Raw genomic sequence first — 19,315 nt, 5'->3', positions numbered from 1 at the left:
TTTTCTTTTTTTGTTTTTAATCTCTAGTACTGTTATGCTAAGTCAAACAGTGCTGACTTCTTATGCAGTTGATTTAAAAAACAAAATTGCTCAATCTCAAATTATGACTGGCGAAAACACCGCTACTCATGATGTGTTTGTTTTTGCGGCCAGCCCAGATAGTCTTTCAATATTAAAATACAATAGCGCCTTATTTTTAAGAGATAAGTTTATAACCAACCGTCAATATACTGAGAATAAATCTTTGATGGGATATAGCTTTAGCGAAGACGGAAATCCAACCTTATATTGGTTTTCTAGAGAAGAAAAATCAATCATTTTAATTAAATATTTTCTGGAAAATAAAACTTCTAGAGCCTTAAAATTTCAGATTCCGCTGGAAGATAAATTCATTCTCACAAATTATCAAAAAGACAATAATTTCTATTTGATAATGAAAGAGAGAACAAAAGAAGCATTAACGGCTTTTATCTTTAAAAACGGATTGGCTGAAGAAAAGTTTTTAGATTTTAGTTCTTTCAAATTTATTGATCGCAGAACGCAACCCAAAACATTCTCTCAAATCTTGAATGAAAATCCCATCGAAAAGATGGATTCGGGCGAATACAATCCGTTGTATAAAGTTACAGCTAAAAGTAAAATGTATCTTCTTCCAAACCGCTTGATTTTATCTTTGGATCAAAGTTTCAGAAAAACCCAGCTGTTTGACATTGATTTAGAAAGTATGGAAATAAAAGAGAAGACATTTATGAAACCTGTTGGAGAGAAAAATCCAAAGACGTCTAATTCTTTTTACCATGAAAATAAACTATATCAAATCAATGTAAACCCTGATGAACTCTTATTTGATATTAAAGATTATGAATCTGGAGAATCGATAAAAAGCTTTACGGTTTCAAAAAAAGATACAATCCGCTTTAGTAATTCGCCTTTACTAATGCAGATTGAAGATCGTGAACCCCGAAAATTAAAGAATACCGCAAGATTTTTAAAAACATTATCTTCTCTTGATGCAGGACTTTCGGTGTACAAAAATCAAAACAATCTTTTTATCACTTTAGGAGGATCGGGCAGTGATTTGAAAACAGTATCTATGAACGGTTTTAACTTTAACGATCCTATGGGAGATTTTCCTTCCAACAATTTTTACAATATTGAGACCAACTATTCTGTATTTTTCGAAAGCATCTGGACAAAAAAGCTAGAACTAACTCGAGAAACGCACCAGCCTTTTGCTACTGACAAAGTCTTTTACTTCTTAGATACACATAAAGAAGCTGTTCTTGCTAATACGCTTAAGTTAAACAATTACATTCTGCTGAGTTATTATGATGTTTTGTCAAGACAGATTGTGTTACGCAAATTTACCGATGGCTTTGACTAAAGATACTACCTATCAATAACTTATAAACAAAACCATTTATGTGTTTTTGTTTTTTTTACTGTTTTTATAGTCTTTAAATTTTTATCACTAATCTTATTCTAATACTTTTTTGGCTTTTAAAGAAAGTTTTTACCTACAATTTATCGTTGTTTTGGACTAAAATTTAAAATTTAGAAACAATGAAAAAAGTTGTAATGACTCTTGCATTTGCCCTAGCATTAACTGGAGTACATGCGCAAACAGAAAACAATAACGGGTACAATAAATGGTCTATAGATTTAGGCGCAGGGGTTAATAAACCGCAGCGACCATTTAATGCTGGGTATTCTACCAATACTTTAAGTCCTTGGACTGGAGATATAGGTGTGCGTTACATGTTGAACAACAAATTCGGTTTGAAAGCAGATTTTGGATACAACAGTTTTACTGCAAAAGGAAGCTCTATCGATTTTGATTCAAAATACTATAGAGTAGATTTACAAGCTGTTGCTAACTTAGGGCGTATAATGAATTTTGAAACCTGGACTAATACTATTGGTTTATTAGGACATGCTGGTTTTGGTTATGCTCAATTAAGAAGTGATAATTTTAAAGGTGCAGATGAAATGGGTAACTTCATTGCTGGAGTAACTGGGCAAATTAGATTATCAAACAGAGTTGCTTTAACGGGTGATTTCTCAACTATTATAAACGCATCGCAAGACCGTACTTTTGACGGAGCATATGTTCCTGGCAACAGGGGGTTTTCTGGATTGATCTTTAACGGAACTGTTGGTTTAAATGTTTACTTAGGTAAAAACACAAAACATGCAGACTGGACTGTAATTTCAAATGAGGACAGTGATATTTCTGCTTTAGAAAGCAAAGTAGCAGATCTAGAATCACAAATCAAAAACAGACCTGCACAAAAAGAGGTAGTTGTAGAAAAACAAGTAGTTGCACCACAACCAAATGATAATGAATTAATCAGAAAAATGATTAATGACAAGTATTTCAGTGTTTATTTCGACTTCAATAAAACAACTCCAATTGAGAACTCAACTGCTGCAATTGATATTGTTTTAAATTACTTAAGAAAAAATCCTTCTGCTACTCTTGACCTTGTAGGTTATGCAGATCAAGTTGGAAAAGCTGAGTACAATGAGAAACTGTCTAATGCTAGAGCAAAAAACGTAAAAACTATTTTTGAAAAAGCTGGAATTGATTCTTCTCGTTTAAATGTTGTTGCAAACGGTGCAGATACATCTATTCAAAAAGATTCTGATGAAGCTAGAAGATTGGCTAGAAGAGTTACTTTTATTGTAAAATAATTCCTTTTAAGAAGACTTGATTCAAAAGTCCTTAAGAAAAAATCTTAAGGACTTTTTTATGCTTCAAAATTTAAAACAGCAGAAATATCTCATAAAATTTGGAATAAAATTTGATAAAATTCATTTATGAAAAAACTGCTACTCCTTTCTCTATTATTTTCTAAAAGCGTTCTGTTCAGTCAAACAGTCTTAAATTCGTTACCATTATCTTTAAATAATCTGGAAAAAACTCAAATTCTAAATATTGAAGACAAAGAATCTAAAGACATTTATGCCTTTGTTTGGGACAATCAGAACATAAATATTTTGAAATACAATAAGTCATTGTTTCTAACCAATCAATTTACAGATTTAATAAAAAAAGAAGCAAATAGAAACCTATTGGGCGCTACTATTAGTGCGGGACAAAAACCAACGTTATATTGGATTTCAGGAAATAATAAAAATATTCTCATTACCACTTACAATCTAGCTCAAAAAAAATCAGAATCCTTAAATTTTGATTTTCCGAGAAATCACGAGTACATTATAAATTTTTTTCAAGAGAATAATACCTTTTACATTCTTGCCAAAGAAAAAGAACTTGAACATCTGCTTCTTTACAAATTTGAGAATCAAAAGTGTGAAATTAAAAAGCTTGATTTTTCTGCTTTTACTTTTAAAAACAAACAGAATGTAAATATTTCTTTCAATGCTCTCCTCAAATACTTTCCAATTAAAAAAATAGAATCGGGAGTACTTAATCCTCCTAATCTCACATCACAAATAAGCAAATTCTATTTGGCTGATGGACGTCTCATTTTGACATTTGATGATCGTCTAGAACAAACACAAGTTTTTGAGGTTAACCTGAATACTGGTATTATGAAGGGAAGAACTTTTGATCGTTCTGTTTCTAAAAGCCAGCTAAGAACAGTAAATTCATTTTATAATGATAAAAAGCTATTTCAAATTGCAGCAAATAAAGACGAATTGTTGTTTGAAGTAAAAGATTTTGATACTAAAAACAGCATTAAGAAGTATTCCTTTTCAAAAAATGATACTATTCCCTTTAAAAACTCGCCTTTCTTTCTTCAGATTAACAACAAGAAACCTCAGCAATTAAAAAACACTGCAAAATTTCTTAAAGATTTGGACGGACTTACTCCTAGTATTTCTGTAATTAAAAACAAAAAAAACAGTTTTATTACTTTTAGTGGTTTTGGAGAATCTTTAGATTACTATTTTAAATCTGATTCTCCCGAAGAGTTTGGAGTTCGCGAATATTATTCAATAAATAAAATAGTTTATTTTGATGCAATGTTAAATGAAAATTTAGATTTCATAAGCGACAAACAATCAGAACCAATGGCAAGTGAGAACTTGTTTTACTATTTGAATTTCAATAAAAAAATAACATTGTACGATGCTCTAGAATTAAAGAACTATTACATTCTAAGCTATTACGATGATGCTTCAAAGCAATTTATTATGAGAAAATTTACCGATGGTTTTATGATAGAAAACAATAGAAATTCAATCATAAGCAAATCGATATTTTCAAATCCCGCTACTTTTGAGAAAATCAGTTCCTATTAATTTCAACGAAAATCGATCTAAAAGTCTAATGTTTTCGAGCTTTCGCAAAAATGAAATGAATAATTTTTCTTAATTTTACAAAAAAGACACCTATTATGCTATCAAAAAATATTGAATCGGCTTTAAACAAGCAAATCAGAATAGAAGCAGAATCTTCGCAAACTTACTTGTCAATGGCTTGTTGGGCAGAAGTACAAGGATTGGAAGGAATTGCTCAATTTATGTACACACAATCAGACGAAGAGCGTGCACATATGCTTAAATTGGTAAAATATGTAAATGAACGTGGCGGACATGCTCAAGTTACAGATTTAAAAGCGCCTAAAATAACATATTCTACTTTTAAAGAAATGTTTGAGGAACTATATAACCACGAACTTTTTGTTTCAAAATCTATCAACGAATTAGTACACATTACTTTTGAAGAAAAAGATTATGCAACTCATAATTTCTTGCAATGGTACGTTTCTGAACAAATCGAAGAAGAAGCAACAGCTAAATCTATTTTGGACAAAATCAACTTGATTGGCGAGGACAAAGGAGGACTTTATTTGTTTGATCGTGATATTCAGCAATTAACAGTTACTAGTTCGATCGCTATCAATCCTAAATAAAAAAGTTAAAGTTTATTTAGAATATTTAAAAATAACTTTTTTGGTTTATATTTGTCTCTGTTTTTAAAATTCAGAGGAAAAAGTGAGCAAGAAAGAAAAAGACAAGGACAAAAAAAAGGATAAGAAGAAAAAGAAAAACGCTGTTATCCTTGACAAAATTAAGAAGATCGAAAATTGTAAATCTTCTTGCTGCGAGAAGTATAAGAAAAGTGAAAAGAAACGCTGCTCACGCTGTCCTATGTTTGATTTATTCAAAAAAACTGCTTAACACGATATAGAAAAACCCATCAGATTTCTCTGTTGGGTTTTTTAGTTTTAAATTGCAGTCATTTCTCGATTCTTAAACTCCATTATGAAAAACGATATTACAATACCGAAATCAAGTCTTGACTTTTTGGTTGAGCTAAAACAAAATAACAACAAACCCTGGTTCGAACAGCATAAATCACAATATTTAATAGAACTTAATCATATTGAAAACTTTGCAGGCGCTTTACTAAAAGAGCTTTCCAAAACTGATGTTTTAGAAAATACTTCTGGCAAAAAAAGCGTTTATAGAATCTATCGCGATATTCGTTTTTCTAAAGATAAAACACCTTTTAAACATTATTGGGGCGGAAGTTACACACGTGCAACTGCAGCACGACGCGGCGGTTATTATTTTCATCTCGAAAAAGGAAACAGTTTTTTTGCAGGTGGTTTTTGGGGACCAAACGCAACAGATTTAAAACGAATAAGAACAGAATTTGCTCAAGATCCCGAAACCTTTCAGGAAATATTGAATTCAGAATCTTTTAAAAGCAATTTTGGAACTTTGCAAGGCGAGCAGCTTAAAACAAAACCAAAAGGTTTTGATGTAGATCACCCTGCTATAGATTTACTCCGCTACAAACAATTTTTGGTTATAAAGCGTTTTACTGACAAAGAAGTATTGAGTCCGCAATTTTTAGAATTAGCTTTGGATGCTTTCAAAAACATGCGACCTTTCTTTGATTACATGAGCGAAGTACTTACAACCGATGCTAATGGCGTTTCAATTTTATAAAAACAATTTTCCGTAAAGTATAAAACCCGACAGGTTTTAAAAACCTGTCGGGCTTAACTATTTCGCAAAAAAGATTATTTACTCAACAGTAAAATTTCATCTATAACAACCTCCGTTATATAACGTTTTTCGCCGTTTTTGTCATCGTAGCTTCTGTGCGTTAGTTTTCCTTCAACAGCGATTTCTTTCCCTTTTACAACATACTTTTCGATAATTTCCGCTGTTTTCCCCCAAGCAGTTATGCGATGCCATTCGGTTTGCTCTACTTTTTCGCCTTTATCATTTCTATAAATCTCATTTGTTGCGATTGTAAGATGCGCAAGTTTTCTACCGCTTTCTAATGTTTTAATTTCTGGGTCATTACCAACATTCCCGATTAATTGTACTTTGTTTCTAATTGCACTCATGGCGTATACTGTTTTAATGTTATTATTAAATTGAATTGTTTATTGAATTCAACACTGCAAAGATGCCAAACCTCAACATTGACAGTCGGTTGTTAACTATTTACTATCGACTGTAACTATTTGTAAGCGTTTGTAAATGGAATTTGTTTTTTGTATATTTGAGATAAATCTTACGATATGCAAGCAAAAATTAAAAAAGTAGAGTTAAGAAATCTTGAAATAGAAGACTATAAACAATTAAAGAAATCAATGATTGAGTCGTATCCAGAAATGGCAGATTCTTATTGGAGATCTGAGGATATAGAAAGACTTCTTTCAATTTTTCCAGAAGGACAGCTGGTGATTTTGGTTGACGGAAAAGTTGTTGGCTCTGCCCTATCTCTTATTGTTGACGAAAAATTAGTAGAAAAAAGACATAATTATCAGCAAATTAGTGGCGATTATACCTTTTCGACCCACAATCCAAATGCTGAAATTTTATACGGCATAGATGTTTTTATTCACCCCAATTATAGAGGCTTGCGTTTAGGGCGCCGTTTGTATGATGCAAGAAAGGAACTTTGCGAACAATTGAACCTCAAGGCGATTGTCTTTGCAGGGAGAATTCCGAACTATAGAGAACATGCCAAAAAGATGTCTCCAAAAACGTATATCGAAAAAGTGCGTACCAAAGAATTGTACGATCCAGTTCTTTCTTTTCAGTTAAGCAACGATTTTCATGTTTTGAGAATCATCAAGAATTATCTGGAAGGTGACGAAGAATCGAAAGAATTTGCGGTTCTATTGGAATGGAATAATATTTACTATGATGATAGTCCGAAACTGATTAATTTAAAGAAAAACATTATCCGTTTAGGATTAATTCAGTGGCAAATGCGTCCGCTTAATAATGTTGAAGCACTTTTTGAACAAGCAGAATTTTTTATTGATGCCGTTTCGGGTTATGGCTCTGATTTTGCTTTGTTTCCAGAATTGTTTATTGCGCCATTAATGGCCGATTATAATCATCTGTCTGAGGCAGAAGCCATTCGTGAACTTGCCCGCCACTCTGATCCTATTAGAAAGCGTTTTCAGGAATTTGCCATTTCGTACAATATCAATATTATTACAGGAAGTATGCCTTATTTAGAAGGCGGAAATCTTTACAATGTTGGTTTCTTATGCAAAAGAGACGGAACTTCAGAAATGTATACCAAAATTCATATTACACCAAATGAAGTTATTCATTGGGGAATGAAAGGCGGATCTCAATTTAAAACCTTTGATACCGATTGTGGTAAAATCGGAATTTTAATTTGCTATGATGTCGAGTTTCCTGAACTTTCGAGACTTTTAGCCGATGAAGGAATGGATATTTTGTTTGTGCCATTTTTAACCGATACTCAAAACGGTTATACTCGTGTAAAACATTGTTCGCAAGCGCGTGCTATAGAAAATGAGTGTTATGTAGCCATAGCAGGTTGCGTTGGAAATCTTCCGAAAGTAAATAATATGGATATACAATATGCACAGTCTTCTGTATTTACGCCATCAGATTTTGCTTTTCCAAGTAACGGAATCAAAGCAGAAGCTACTCCAAACACAGAAATGACTTTAATTGTCGATGTTGATTTGAATTTATTAAAAGAGCTTCACGAACATGGAAGTGTAAAAACATTAAAAGACCGTAGATCTGACCTTTACGAAATTAAAAAATTGAATTCATGAAAACATGCCTCGAATGCTCAGCCAAAATTTTCGGTCGCGAAGACAAGAAATTCTGTTCCGATAGTTGTAGAAATGCGTACAATAACAAAATAAATAAAGATAGTACAAATTTCATGCGAAATATAAACAACAAGTTACGCAAAAATTACCGTATTTTGGCAGAGTTAAATGTAGACGGAAAATCGAAAGCTTCTCGAGACAAATTATTAACAAAAGGCTTTGATTTTGAGTTCTTTACAAACATTTTACAAACCAAGACAGGAAATACATATTATTTCTTGTACGATCAAGGCTATCGTTCCTTGGACAATGATTATTTTATGCTTGTTAAAAAAGAAATATAGTTAGTATTATTCACCATGAGAAAAAACCCCACCTCAATTCTCGCCATAGTCTGCGTTTTAGCTTTACTCGGTATTATATATGCCACGATGATGCCGCAAGGAATTTCGAAAGATGACGAAGCGCTGGCCGAATTTTCGACCGAAAGAGCCTTAAATCAGGTTGAAATTATTGCGCAGAAACCGCACTATGTCGGATCTACCAATCACGAACTAGTTGCTAATTATCTTAAGCTTGAATTAAACAGAATAGGTTTAGAAACAAGTGTTCAGGAAGGTTTTACTCTAAATGATAAAGGTCTTTTGGTAAAGTCCAAAAATATTTTGGCTCGAATTAAAGGAACAAACAATACAAAAGCACTTTTACTTCTTTCTCATTATGACAGTGCACCTCACTCTTTTTCAAAAGGAGCAAGCGATGATGCTTCTGGCGTTGCAACAATTTTAGAAGGTGTACGTGCCTTTTTATATTCAAAACATCCTCAAAAGAACGATATTATCATCTTATTTTCTGATGCAGAAGAATTAGGGTTAAACGGAGCAGCTTTATTCGTAAACAAGCATCCTTGGGCAAAAGATGTTGGTTTGGTTTTAAATTTTGAAGCAAGAGGAAGTTCTGGGCCAAGCTACATGCTAATGGAAACCAATAAAGGAAACCAAGCGCTAGTTAAAGAATTTACTAAAGCAAAACCTTCTTACCCAGTCTCAAATTCTTTGATGTATAGTATTTACAAAATGCTTCCTAACGACACTGATCTAACTGTCTTTAGAGAACAAGGAAACATTCAAGGTTTCAATTTTGCTTTTATCGATGGTCATTTCAACTATCACACGCAACAAGATGATGTTCAGCATCTAAACAAAACTACATTAGCGCATCAAGGCACTTACATCATGCCTTTGCTGAAATACTTCACCAATATTGATTTAAACCAAACGGAGTCTACAGAAGATAATGTTTATTTCAATGTTCCTTTTACATTCATTAGTTATCCGTTTACTTGGGTAATGCCAATGACACTTATTGCTCTAGGTTTGTTGATTGTTTTCATTTTTGTTGGAAAAGCAAAAAGAATCATCACTTTCACAGAAATTTTCAAAGGGTTTGTTCCGCTTCTAGGATCTATTATAATTGCAGGATTAGTAACCTTTTTAGGATGGAAACTTCTTCTTGAAATTTATCCGCAATATTCTGATCTTCTAAACGGATTTACCTATAACGGGCATGCCTATATTGGTGCTTTTGTTACTTTGAGCATTGCTATTTGTTTTGCTTTCTATCATCATTTCTCTGAAGCTAAAATTACCATGAACCATTTTGTGGCGCCTTTATTGCTTTGGATTATCATTAATGCTTTTTTAGCCAACAGCTTAACTGGTGCAGGCTTTTTAATCATTCCTGTATATTTCGGAATTTTATTATTCGGAATCTTTGTCTTTACACAGCACTATAGTTTAGGATTGAATTTAATATTCTCTATTCCTGCCCTAGCAATTATTGCGCCTTTTATTGTAATGTTTCCGATTGGTTTAGGACTTAAAATATTATATGGTAGTGCCGTTTTAACCGTTTTGCTATTCGGATTATTGCTTCCGATATTTGGAGCTTTTGCTAAAAAAGGAGCTTGGATCGTTGTTTTCTTCCTTGCTTCTATCGCATTCTTCATTTACGCAGGATACAATTCTGGCTACGAATACGGAAAAGCCAAATCAAACAGCTTGTTATATGTTTACAATGCCGATAACAATTCTGCTGTTTGGACCACTTATGACACAAATTTAGACGAATGGACTAAATCGTATTTAGGCGAGAAAAATCAAAAAGCAGTTGGGTTAAATACGCTTCCGCTGGCAAGTAAATACAATACAACGTTTACTTATAGCACAATTGCTCCAGTTGTTGAAGTGCCAAAACCGACAATTCAATTTTTAAGAGACAGCGTAATTGGAAATAATAGATATCTGAAAATCAAAATTACTCCAAACAGAAAAGTAAATCGTTATGACATTTATGCTAATCCAAAAATGACATTTTTTAACTTTAAAGCAAACGGAGTGACAACTTCTGGCGAAAAAGGAAACCGTCTGCAAAGAGAAGACAGTAAAATTTTATGTTATTATGTTGTAGGCAACGAACCGCTTGAAATGGAATTCTACATCAATAAATCATCTATTTTTGATATGGATTTAATCGAGAGTTCGTTCGATTTAATGAGCAATCCGCTATTAAATGTTAAACCAAGAAATGATTGGATGATGCCAACGCCATTCGTTTTAAATGACGCAGTATTAATACAGCAAAAAATCAAAAGATACACGCCACCAGTAAAACCAATTGCCCCTGTTGTGCCTGTAGATAGTTTGGCTGTAAGTAAAGATAGTTTGAAACCTGTAGTTGTTAAACCAGAATAAGGAAATTGGACTAACCCAAAATCATTTAAAATGAAAAAAAACTTCGTGTTGTTCTTGACTTTCAACAGCTTTCTAGCACTTAATGCACAAAACGTTGAAGAAAAAATAGCAGCAAAAGCATGTGAGTGTTTAGAAAAAAGTTCAAAAATTACTGAAGATGTTTTTAGGGACTGTCTAACTAAACCAATGGGCGAACTGATTCTGACAGATAAAGATCCAAAAGTGAGAGAATCTATCAATACAGTTGAGGGCATTCAAGGCATGATTCTGAGAGTTCAAGGTATCATTTCAAAAAAATGTCCAAACTTAGTTCCAGAAGTAATAGAAAACAAAGACAATATTTTCTATAGTGAATCAAAAGACAAAAACGCACAGAACTCTTATATAATTGCAAAAGATTTTATGCGTCAGAACAACTATAAAATGGCTGTTGAGAGCTTTCAGCTGGCTTTAAAATCAGATCCAAACTTTGTTCTTGCACTTGATGATATTGCTGTTTCTTATAGACAGTTAAACGATTATGATAATGCCATTAAATATTACAAAAAATCACTAGAGATTTATCCCGAAGGAAATTTTGCTTTAATGAACATTGGAGTTGTTTATACTTTAAAATCTGATTTTAAAACCGCGATCGGTTATTACGAAAAACTAATTCAATATCATCCAGACAACGCCGAAGGTTATTTTGGTGCCGGAAAAAACTATTTCATGCTCAAAGACGATGAAAAAGCATTAGATAATATTTTTATTGCACATATCATTTATACCAACGAAAATTCTGAATATGCGAAAGATTCTGAACAACTCCTTGGTGTTATTTATCAGAAAATGAAATCGGAAAACAAAGAAGATTTATTCAAAAAAATCGCTGAGAAAAACAACGTTAAAATAGAATAAACATGGCAACAAATATTTCTACAATCGCTTTAAATGCATCAGTTGAAAAAGTATGGAATGCATTAACACAACCAGAATTAGTCAAACAATGGCAATACGGAAGCGATTTGCTTACGACTTGGAAAACTGGAAGCGAAATCAGATTTAGAAATGAATGGGATGGTCAAGTTTTTGAACAATGGGGAACAGTTTTAGAAGTTGTTCCAAATCAGAAAATCAAATACTCTCTGTTTTTTCCAAGACCTGGTTTAGAAGATAAACCGGAGAATTATTTTATAATGAATTATGTTTTGACTGAAGAAAATCAGAAAACAAAACTTGAAATAATTCAAGAAGATAATCGTCCAGGCGCAGTTCAAGAAGAACCGCAAGGCGAAGAGAATCCGATTTTACAAGGCTTAAAAGCTTTAATAGAATCGTAAAATTTAAGTTTAGAGACACCAAGATAAAAAGCACTATTTTCATAGTGCTTTTGTTTTTTTAAGATATGTTGAGAAACCTTTACGCCTTTGTTTCTCTGAACCTTTGCAACTCAAAATCAACAAGCGCATTCTATTTTTAAACCTTGTTTTTCGCCTTTTGTTCCTTCGGTTGCATATCCGTCGATTTTCCACCATTCCAGTCCGCCAATTAGCTCTTTTACTTTAAAACCTAATTTCGTCATATTCAAAGCTCCTTTTGTAGACGCGTTACAGCCAATTCCGGTGCAATACGTTACATACAAAACATCTTTATCTAAATCCTTTGTCGTTTCTAGATTCATTTCGCGATGCGGAATATTAATCGCATTCGGAATATGCTCTTCATCATAACCAAAAGCTCTTCTGGCATCGATTACGATTATTTTTTCACCATTATTTAAAGCTTCGAATAAATCTGACGGATCCATTTCAAAAGCTAACTTGTTTTCATAATGTTTAATTTGTGCTTCCATGTTGTTTAGGTTTTAATGTTTTACTTTTCCAAAAGTAGATGAACATCAAACACCATAAAAACGAAAAGAATTCATCATGAGCATTACTTTTTTTCATACCAAAGCCAGTCTAAAATTTTGTTACTTTGCGTATTAATTCTTCAAAAATGGAAATACGCCACTTAAAATTGATCAAAGCAATTGTCGAAGAAGGAAGCATCACAAAAGCGATCGACAAACTTCATTTAACACAATCGGCTTTGAGCCATCAGCTTAAAGAAGCCGAATATCAATTGGGAACCGCCATATTTTTAAGAACAAACAAAAAATTGGTGCTTACAAAAGCTGGCGAAAAAATCTACGAAATTGCCAACGAAATACTGAATAAACTTGCCGAAACCGAAACTCAAATCAAACAAATGGTCTTTGGTGAACATGGCGAAATCAGAATCAGTACTGAATGTTTCTCAAGTTATCATTGGCTTCCTTCGGTTTTAAAGCAATTTCATCTTTTATATCCGAATGTAGAATTGAAAATCGTAGCCGAGGCGACTCATATTCCGTTACAAAAATTGCTGGAAAACACCATTGACATTGCCATTGTAAGCGATCAGATAAAAGACAACAACATCAAATATCAAGAGCTTTTTCAGGATGAAATGGTTATGGTAGTTTCAGAAAACCATGCTTGGTCTGATAAAAAATATGTAGTTGCAGAAGACTTCATCAACGAACATTTGATTATTCATTCTCTTCCGCTAGAAACCGTTACTATTCATCAGTTTCTTTTGGCTCCAGCCAAAGTAAGTCCAAAGAAAATAACGCCAATGCCATTAACCGAAGCTTCACTAGAAATGGTTAAAGCCGATATGGGCGTGATGTCAATGGCAAAATGGGCATTTACACCCTATTTAAAAACCACTTCTTTACGAGCAGTGAAAGTTGGAAAAAATGGATTGAAAAGAAAACACTTTATTGCCACACGTGCTAAAGAAAGTTATCCCGATTATTTTCATCATTTCATTAGCTTTTTACAAAATGAAATTAACTTACAATGGAATATTCAATAAGAAACTGTGAAATCACAGATTTGCCCAAACTACTTGTTTTAATTGAAAAACACGCAGAATTTGAAAAAGCTGAGTTTTCTCCTGAAGGAAAAGAAGATGGTTTAAAAAACGCTTTATTTGGCCAAAATCCAAAATTATTTTGCTTGGTTGTGGCTACAAACGAAACGATTGTTGGTTACACTTCTTATACGTTTGATTTTTCGACCTGGAACGCACAAAACTTTCTCTACATGGATTGTTTATTCTTGGAAGAAGAAACCAGAGGTTTTGGAATTGGAGAAATCTTAATCGAGAGATTAAAAGAAATAGGAAAACAAAACAATTGCGTTAACATTCAATGGCAAACGCCGGAATTCAATACAAGAGCGATTAAATTTTATAACAGAATGGGCGCAAAAGGAAAAGACAAAGTCCGATTTACTTTAACTTTGTAACCAAAGAATATCTCTGTGACTTTTAATCTCACAAAGTCGTAAAGAAAATTAAACTTAGCGACTTTTCGAGATTATTAATTGCAGTAACCTTAAAAAAAATGAAACAAATTAGCATCTTAGGCTGTGGCTGGCTGGGACTTCCTTTAGCAAAAACATTAATTACGAAAGGCAATTCGATAAACGGATCTACAACTTCAGAGAATAAACTTTCGATTCTAAAAGATGCGGGAATAAATCCGTTTTTGGTTGAAATTGAAGAAAAAGAAGTTTCTCAAAACATTGATTCTTTTTTAGCAAAAAGCGAAATCTTAATTATAGATATTCCGCCAAAATTAAGAGCAGTCGATTCTAATTCTGAAAAGAAAGCTTTTGTAGATAAAATCAAAAATTTAATTCCGTTTATAGAAAAATCAACGGTTGAGAAAGTGCTTTTTGTAAGTTCAACTTCTGTTTATAGTGATGATAATGGTTTTATAGCAGAAGAAACCATTCCGAATCCAGAAACGGAAAGTGGTAAACAATTGTTTTTAGTCGAAAAGCTTCTGCAGCAAAACCAAAACTTTGAAACCACAATTCTTCGTTTTGGAGGTTTAATTGGCGAAGATCGTCATCCTGTTAAGTTTTTAGCAGGAAAAGAAAACCTAGAAAATCCAGATGCTCCTGTAAACTTAATTCATCAAAAAGATTGTATTGGTATTATTGAAGAAATCCTAAATCAATCTAAATGGAATGATGTTTATAATGCCGTTGCGCCCTTTCATCTGTCAAGAAAGGATTACTACACTCAAAAAGCTACCGAAATGAATTTGCCTTTGCCAAATTTTAGTTCAGAAAAATCGAATATTAAAAAGGTAATTTCAAGTGAAAAAATTGAAAACAGTCTAAACTATCAATTCAAGCTGGAGAATTATTAAAAAAACTTTGCGAACTTCGTAACAAACTTTTACGGCTTTACAGTTAAAAATTATGGAAACAGTATATATCAATTCGCCTTTAGGAATCACCAAAATCATTGGAGATGAAAATGGCATTTCGGTAATTTCCGTTTCTGATATTGGTACGAATGAGGTTTCAGAAACTATTCCAGAAGTTTTACAAAATGCAGTTTTGCAATTAAATGAATATTTTGAAGGAAAAAGAACCGATTTTGATTTAAAACTGAATCCGCAAGGAACCGAATTCCAGCAAAAAGTCTGGAAAGCTTTATTGGAAATCCCGTACGGAAAAACGGTAAGTTACATGGATCAGACCAAAAAACTTGGAGATGTAAAAGCAATTCGTGCCGTAGCCTCGGCAAATGGTAAAAATCCGCTTTGGATTGTAGTTCCTTGTCATCGCGTTATTGGCACAAACGGATCTTTAACTGGATATGCTGGAGGATTATCTCGAAAAAAATGGCTTTTGGAACACGAAAGTCCATCTCCACAACAAAGTTTATTTTAGTTTTATTGTGCAAAAAGAAGGATAATTCATTCATTTTTAATTTACAATAGATTAAAAATTTAAATTTGTGTACATTTATACAGAATAAAAAATTAGTTCAATTCGTGAATTTGTGGCAAAAACAAAATGATTGAAAAAATAAACCTAAATAACATTTTATTTCTTGATATAGAAACAGTTCCTGAAGAAGAGAATTTCAATTCGCTTGACGCAGAAATGCAAACGCTTTGGGATTTAAAAACACAATATCAACGAAAAGACGAGTTTTCTCCAGAAGAATTTTACGAACGTGCTGGAATTTGGGCTGAATTCGGAAAGATAATTTGCATTTCGGTTGGTTTTTTTACAATCAAAGGAGATGTTAGAAATTTTAGAGTTACCTCATTTTTTGGCGATGAGAAGAAAATTCTAAAAGACTTTTCGAATCTGGTTAACAATCACTTTAATCAGCCACAACATTTGATGTGCGGGCATAATTCAAAAGAATTTGATATTCCGTTTATTGCAAGAAGAATGATCATCAATCAAATGGCAATTCCAGATAAACTGAATTTATTTGGTAAAAAGCCTTGGGAAGTTCCGCATTTGGATACTTTAGAATTATGGAAATTTGGCGATTATAAGCATTTTACATCTTTAAAATTGCTCACCAAGATTCTTGGAGTTCCTTCTCCAAAAGGTGATATTGACGGAAGTCAGGTTGCACATGTCTATTATGTTGAAAAAGATATTGACCGAATCATTACCTATTGCGAAAAAGACACCATTGCAGTTGCTCAGGTTTTTTTGCGCTTGCGTCGAGAAGATTTATTGATTGATGAAGAGATTATTCATGTATAGCTTTTAAGTTGCTAAGCTACTAAGATGCCAAGATTTTTAACCATCGTGTTAAAATAAACTTCAACGACTTAAATGGTTTAAAAATGACACACGAGGAAATTTCACATTACCGTTTGGTTTCGCAAAAGCTTTATAAAACAAGTTCTTGTTCGCCACAAGAAATTGTAAAACATCTTGGTGCTATGCAAGCTCAAGATTATGCAATGGCAAAATGGGCCATTGGTTCTCGTTGTGATGCTAGCGAAAAAGAGATTGAAGAAGCTATAAATTCGGGCAAAATTATCCGAACTCATATTCTGCGTCCGACTTGGCATTTTGTTTCTCCTGATGATATTTATTGGATGCTGGATCTTTCGGCTCCGCAAGTAAAACGTTTCACTTCTTCTGCAGCTAAAAAATATGGTTTTGATGAGAAAAAGCTAAACCAAGCTAATACTTCTATCGAAAAACTATTGGCAGGAAACAATCATTTGACTCGAGATGAAATCATGCAGGAACTTGGCATCAAGAAAACTTCAAGCGCCGATTTCTTGAGTGCTGCCATTATGATGAATGCCGAATTGGATGGTTTAGTCTGCAATGGAGAAATGAAAGGCAAACAAATTACGTATGCTTTGCTCGAAGAAAGAGTTTCTAAACCAAACTCCAAACTAAATAAAGAAGAAGCTTTAGCCAAACTTGCTTTACGTTATTTTGAAAGTCATGGTCCTGCAACAGTACTTGATTTCTCTTGGTGGTCGGGTTTTGCTCCCACAATTTGCCAAAAAGCAATTAACGCAACAAAGTTGCAATTAAACAAAACTACTATTGATAATCAGCAATATTGGCTTAAAAAAGACATTAACAATACAGATAACTTTCGCGAAAGCCTGCATTTTCTTCCCGCTTTTGATGAGATCCTAATTTCGTATAAAACACGAGAAGCTTCTTTTCAAACAGATCATCAATCGAAAGTTTTTACTAATAATGGCATCTTTAAACCCATAATTTTAGAAAATGGAAAAGTGATCGGCATTTGGAAAAGGACAATCAAAAAAGATCATGCTAAAATAGAAACGGAGCTTTTCAAAGAAATCGAAACCAACAAAAAACACATCTTATTTGAAGGAATTAAATCTTTTGAAACCTATTTGGGAACCAAAATTGTTATTGAATAATCTGAATTTTTATAAAAATTTTGTTGCTTATAACTCTTACTTCGGGTTTCACTCCTAAAATCTTTATGCGTATTATTGCTAAATAATTACATTTACAAAAAATTACAATTATGGTATTAAGCAGATTTTGGTTAGCGATTTTTATTTCTTCGATTGTTTTTATTGTAGTCAGTTTGTTTACTGCCAATACGTATACCATTGATTCTATTTTAAATGGAAAAAAAGACGATCCTATTTTAGTTTCTGAAAAATACCTTGAAGAACTTCCTGCTTTCTTAAAAGACAGTATTAAGAAAGCGCCAGATCAGACCATGATTATCAATCGTGATACACTAAATGCCGATACAACGTATGTTTACAAAAACAAAACCGTAAAAATTTATAGCGGACTTCAAAAATCTGATGGTTTATTGCCAACTTGTAAAAGCACTTTGGTTGATTTAATTCTGCCGCTTATCGCTTATTTAGCTTTTTTCTGCGGTTTGATGGAACTTTTAATCGTTTCTGGAGCTTCTGGAAAATTAGCAAAAGCACTGAGTCCGGTTTTTGTTAAGGTATTTCCGAGCATTCCACAAAATCACCCTTCGATATCTTATATGACTTTAAATTTTGCTGCCAATTTCTTGGGATTAGATTCGGCTGCAACTCCATTTGGATTAAAAGCTATGGAAAGTTTACAGGAAATAAATCCCGAAAAGGACAAAGCGAGTGATGCACAAATCATGTTTATGTGTCTTCACGCTTCTGGATTGACTTTAATTGCAACTTCTATTATTGGTTATCGAGCTGCCGCAAACGCAAGTAATCCTGCGGATGTAATGTTGCCTTGTATCATAACTTCGTTTATCGGCACCATTGCTGCTTTCTTGATTGTTGGAATCAAACAGAAAATCAATTTCAAAAGCGCCTCTCTTCTTATTGGTTTAATGGTTTTAATTGCCGCAATTGTGGGGTTACTGATGTATGTAAATCATTTGGATTTGATTGGAAAAAACTATTTTACCTCTAACCTTTCTGGATTAATCTTAATTGCGATCATAGCATTTACTTTGATTTTCTCATTCCGACATGAAAAGAAATTCAAAGAAGCCGAAACGACTGTTTTCGATACTTTTGTCGTTGGAGCCAATAACGGAGTCAAAACAGGAGTTACGATTTTTCCTTATGTTTTAGGAATGCTGGTTGCGATTTCGCTATTTAGAAACAGCGGTTTATTTGAAATTATCAGTGACGGAATTGCTTTTGTCTTCTCGAATATGGGAGTAAATAAAGAAATTACCAATGCACTTCCTGTTGCCATGCTGCGTCCATTTAGTTCTGCTGGTTCAAGAGGTTTCTTAATTGACTCTATGAATACATTTGGAGCCGATTCTCTAACGGCAAGATTAAGCAGTATTTTCCAATGCAGCGCCGAAAGTACTTTCTATGTAATTGCGGTTTATTTTGGATCGGTAAATATCAAAAACACCCGTTACGCTTTAGGCACGATGCTTTTGGTAGATTTGATTTGTGTGATTACAGCAATTTTTGTAGCTACTTGGTTTTTTTAGTAGAAATTAAATATTATGGACAGATTAAAATTTGGGATTACAATATGAATCGAGCCGATGGCTCTTCAAATTAAATGTGGATTTTTCATTGTTAACCGGATTAAAATCCGGCCCTACGAAATATTTCGAGCCGATGGCTCTTTTAAGATCGAATAAACGTTTGACAAAGTTCCGTAGGAACGTTTAAATATTGTAGCCACGGATTTTAAT

Annotated in this window: 20 protein-coding genes; 18 read left to right on the top strand and 2 right to left on the bottom strand. The window is 33.2% G+C overall.

The window, feature by feature from the left end; all coding sequences use genetic code 11:
• Nucleotides 1-34: 34 nt before the first annotated feature.
• The 6 genes from JC605_RS05265 to JC605_RS05240 all read left to right on the top strand — a co-directional run bounded on the left by JC605_RS05265 (nt 35) and on the right by JC605_RS05240 (nt 5,931).
• Nucleotides 35-1,384, top strand: a complete 1,350-nt coding sequence (locus JC605_RS05265) for a hypothetical protein (RefSeq protein ID WP_198855188.1) — start codon at nt 35-37, stop codon at nt 1,382-1,384.
• Between the two features lie 179 nt (nt 1,385-1,563).
• The gene (locus JC605_RS05260) at nt 1,564-2,694 is read left to right on the top strand and encodes an OmpA family protein (protein ID WP_198855187.1); all 1,131 of its coding nucleotides are present in this window, start codon (nt 1,564-1,566) and stop codon (nt 2,692-2,694) included.
• 126 nt (nt 2,695-2,820) lie between these two features.
• Nucleotides 2,821-4,272, top strand: a complete 1,452-nt coding sequence (locus JC605_RS05255) for a hypothetical protein (RefSeq protein ID WP_198855186.1) — start codon at nt 2,821-2,823, stop codon at nt 4,270-4,272.
• A gap of 95 nt (nt 4,273-4,367) precedes the next feature.
• On the top strand, nt 4,368-4,886 hold the full coding sequence (locus JC605_RS05250; RefSeq protein WP_179003006.1) for a ferritin: 519 nt from the start codon (nt 4,368-4,370) through the stop codon (nt 4,884-4,886).
• 82 nt (nt 4,887-4,968) lie between these two features.
• Nucleotides 4,969-5,154, top strand: a complete 186-nt coding sequence (locus JC605_RS05245; RefSeq protein ID WP_026727441.1) for a hypothetical protein — start codon at nt 4,969-4,971, stop codon at nt 5,152-5,154.
• A gap of 84 nt (nt 5,155-5,238) precedes the next feature.
• A complete protein-coding gene (locus tag JC605_RS05240) occupies nt 5,239-5,931 on the top strand; it encodes a DUF2461 domain-containing protein (RefSeq protein WP_198855185.1) in 693 nt (230 codons plus the stop codon).
• A 74-nt stretch (nt 5,932-6,005) separates the two neighbouring features.
• Here the strand turns inward: JC605_RS05240 and JC605_RS05235 are convergent, their stop codons facing one another.
• Nucleotides 6,006-6,338 (bottom strand): single-stranded DNA-binding protein, encoded by a 333-nt coding sequence (locus tag JC605_RS05235; protein ID WP_198855184.1) that lies wholly within the window; start codon nt 6,336-6,338, stop codon nt 6,006-6,008.
• A gap of 177 nt (nt 6,339-6,515) precedes the next feature.
• On the opposite strand from JC605_RS05235, the gene JC605_RS05230 reads away from it, so the two are divergent.
• Genes JC605_RS05230 through JC605_RS05210 form a run of 5 tightly spaced genes read left to right on the top strand, consistent with a single transcriptional unit; the run spans nt 6,516 to nt 12,120 of the window.
• The gene (locus JC605_RS05230; RefSeq protein ID WP_198855183.1) at nt 6,516-8,045 is read left to right on the top strand and encodes a bifunctional GNAT family N-acetyltransferase/carbon-nitrogen hydrolase family protein; all 1,530 of its coding nucleotides are present in this window, start codon (nt 6,516-6,518) and stop codon (nt 8,043-8,045) included.
• On the top strand, nt 8,042-8,389 hold the full coding sequence (locus JC605_RS05225) for a hypothetical protein (RefSeq protein ID WP_008465546.1): 348 nt from the start codon (nt 8,042-8,044) through the stop codon (nt 8,387-8,389). Before JC605_RS05230 ends, JC605_RS05225 begins: the two co-directional genes overlap by 4 nt.
• Nucleotides 8,390-8,404: 15 nt before the next feature.
• Nucleotides 8,405-10,798 carry a M28 family peptidase gene (locus JC605_RS05220; RefSeq protein WP_198855182.1) on the top strand — a complete coding sequence of 798 codons (2,394 nt, stop codon included), beginning with the start codon at nt 8,405-8,407 and terminating at the stop codon, nt 10,796-10,798.
• Nucleotides 10,799-10,828: 30 nt separating this feature from the next.
• Nucleotides 10,829-11,698, top strand: a complete 870-nt coding sequence (locus tag JC605_RS05215; protein WP_198855181.1) for a lipopolysaccharide assembly protein LapB — start codon at nt 10,829-10,831, stop codon at nt 11,696-11,698.
• Between the two features lie 2 nt (nt 11,699-11,700).
• Nucleotides 11,701-12,120 (top strand): SRPBCC family protein, encoded by a 420-nt coding sequence (locus JC605_RS05210; RefSeq protein WP_198855180.1) that lies wholly within the window; start codon nt 11,701-11,703, stop codon nt 12,118-12,120.
• A gap of 116 nt (nt 12,121-12,236) precedes the next feature.
• Here the strand turns inward: JC605_RS05210 and JC605_RS05205 are convergent, their stop codons facing one another.
• Nucleotides 12,237-12,632: a rhodanese-like domain-containing protein gene (locus JC605_RS05205; RefSeq protein ID WP_198855179.1), complete on the bottom strand. Its 396-nt coding sequence runs from the start codon at nt 12,630-12,632 to the stop codon at nt 12,237-12,239.
• A gap of 146 nt (nt 12,633-12,778) precedes the next feature.
• Here JC605_RS05205 and JC605_RS05200 point away from each other — a divergent pair, with 146 nt between their 5' ends.
• The 7 genes from JC605_RS05200 to JC605_RS05170 all read left to right on the top strand — a co-directional run bounded on the left by JC605_RS05200 (nt 12,779) and on the right by JC605_RS05170 (nt 19,105).
• A complete protein-coding gene (locus JC605_RS05200; protein WP_198855178.1) occupies nt 12,779-13,681 on the top strand; it encodes a LysR family transcriptional regulator in 903 nt (300 codons plus the stop codon).
• The gene (locus JC605_RS05195) at nt 13,666-14,115 is read left to right on the top strand and encodes a GNAT family N-acetyltransferase (RefSeq protein ID WP_198855177.1); all 450 of its coding nucleotides are present in this window, start codon (nt 13,666-13,668) and stop codon (nt 14,113-14,115) included. The genes JC605_RS05200 and JC605_RS05195 overlap by 16 nt, the downstream gene beginning before the upstream one ends.
• A gap of 98 nt (nt 14,116-14,213) precedes the next feature.
• On the top strand, nt 14,214-15,029 hold the full coding sequence (locus JC605_RS05190; protein WP_198855176.1) for an SDR family NAD(P)-dependent oxidoreductase: 816 nt from the start codon (nt 14,214-14,216) through the stop codon (nt 15,027-15,029).
• A gap of 52 nt (nt 15,030-15,081) precedes the next feature.
• Nucleotides 15,082-15,558, top strand: a complete 477-nt coding sequence (locus tag JC605_RS05185) for a methylated-DNA--[protein]-cysteine S-methyltransferase (protein WP_198855175.1) — start codon at nt 15,082-15,084, stop codon at nt 15,556-15,558.
• A 126-nt stretch (nt 15,559-15,684) separates the two neighbouring features.
• The gene (locus tag JC605_RS05180) at nt 15,685-16,398 is read left to right on the top strand and encodes a 3'-5' exonuclease (protein WP_198855174.1); all 714 of its coding nucleotides are present in this window, start codon (nt 15,685-15,687) and stop codon (nt 16,396-16,398) included.
• Nucleotides 16,399-16,481: 83 nt separating this feature from the next.
• A complete protein-coding gene (locus tag JC605_RS05175) occupies nt 16,482-17,555 on the top strand; it encodes a winged helix DNA-binding domain-containing protein (RefSeq protein ID WP_198855173.1) in 1,074 nt (357 codons plus the stop codon).
• Nucleotides 17,556-17,665: 110 nt separating this feature from the next.
• Nucleotides 17,666-19,105: a nucleoside recognition domain-containing protein gene (locus JC605_RS05170; protein WP_198855172.1), complete on the top strand. Its 1,440-nt coding sequence runs from the start codon at nt 17,666-17,668 to the stop codon at nt 19,103-19,105.
• The last annotated feature ends 210 nt before the right edge of the window (nt 19,106-19,315 follow it).

Origin of the sequence: Flavobacterium sp. IB48 (assembly GCF_016405855.1) — a bacterium.
Taxonomy (GTDB): Bacteria; Bacteroidota; Bacteroidia; order Flavobacteriales; family Flavobacteriaceae; genus Flavobacterium; species Flavobacterium ginsengisoli.
The sequence above is the reverse complement of the archived record's forward strand: the minus strand, read 5'-3'. Positions and strand labels throughout refer to the sequence as shown.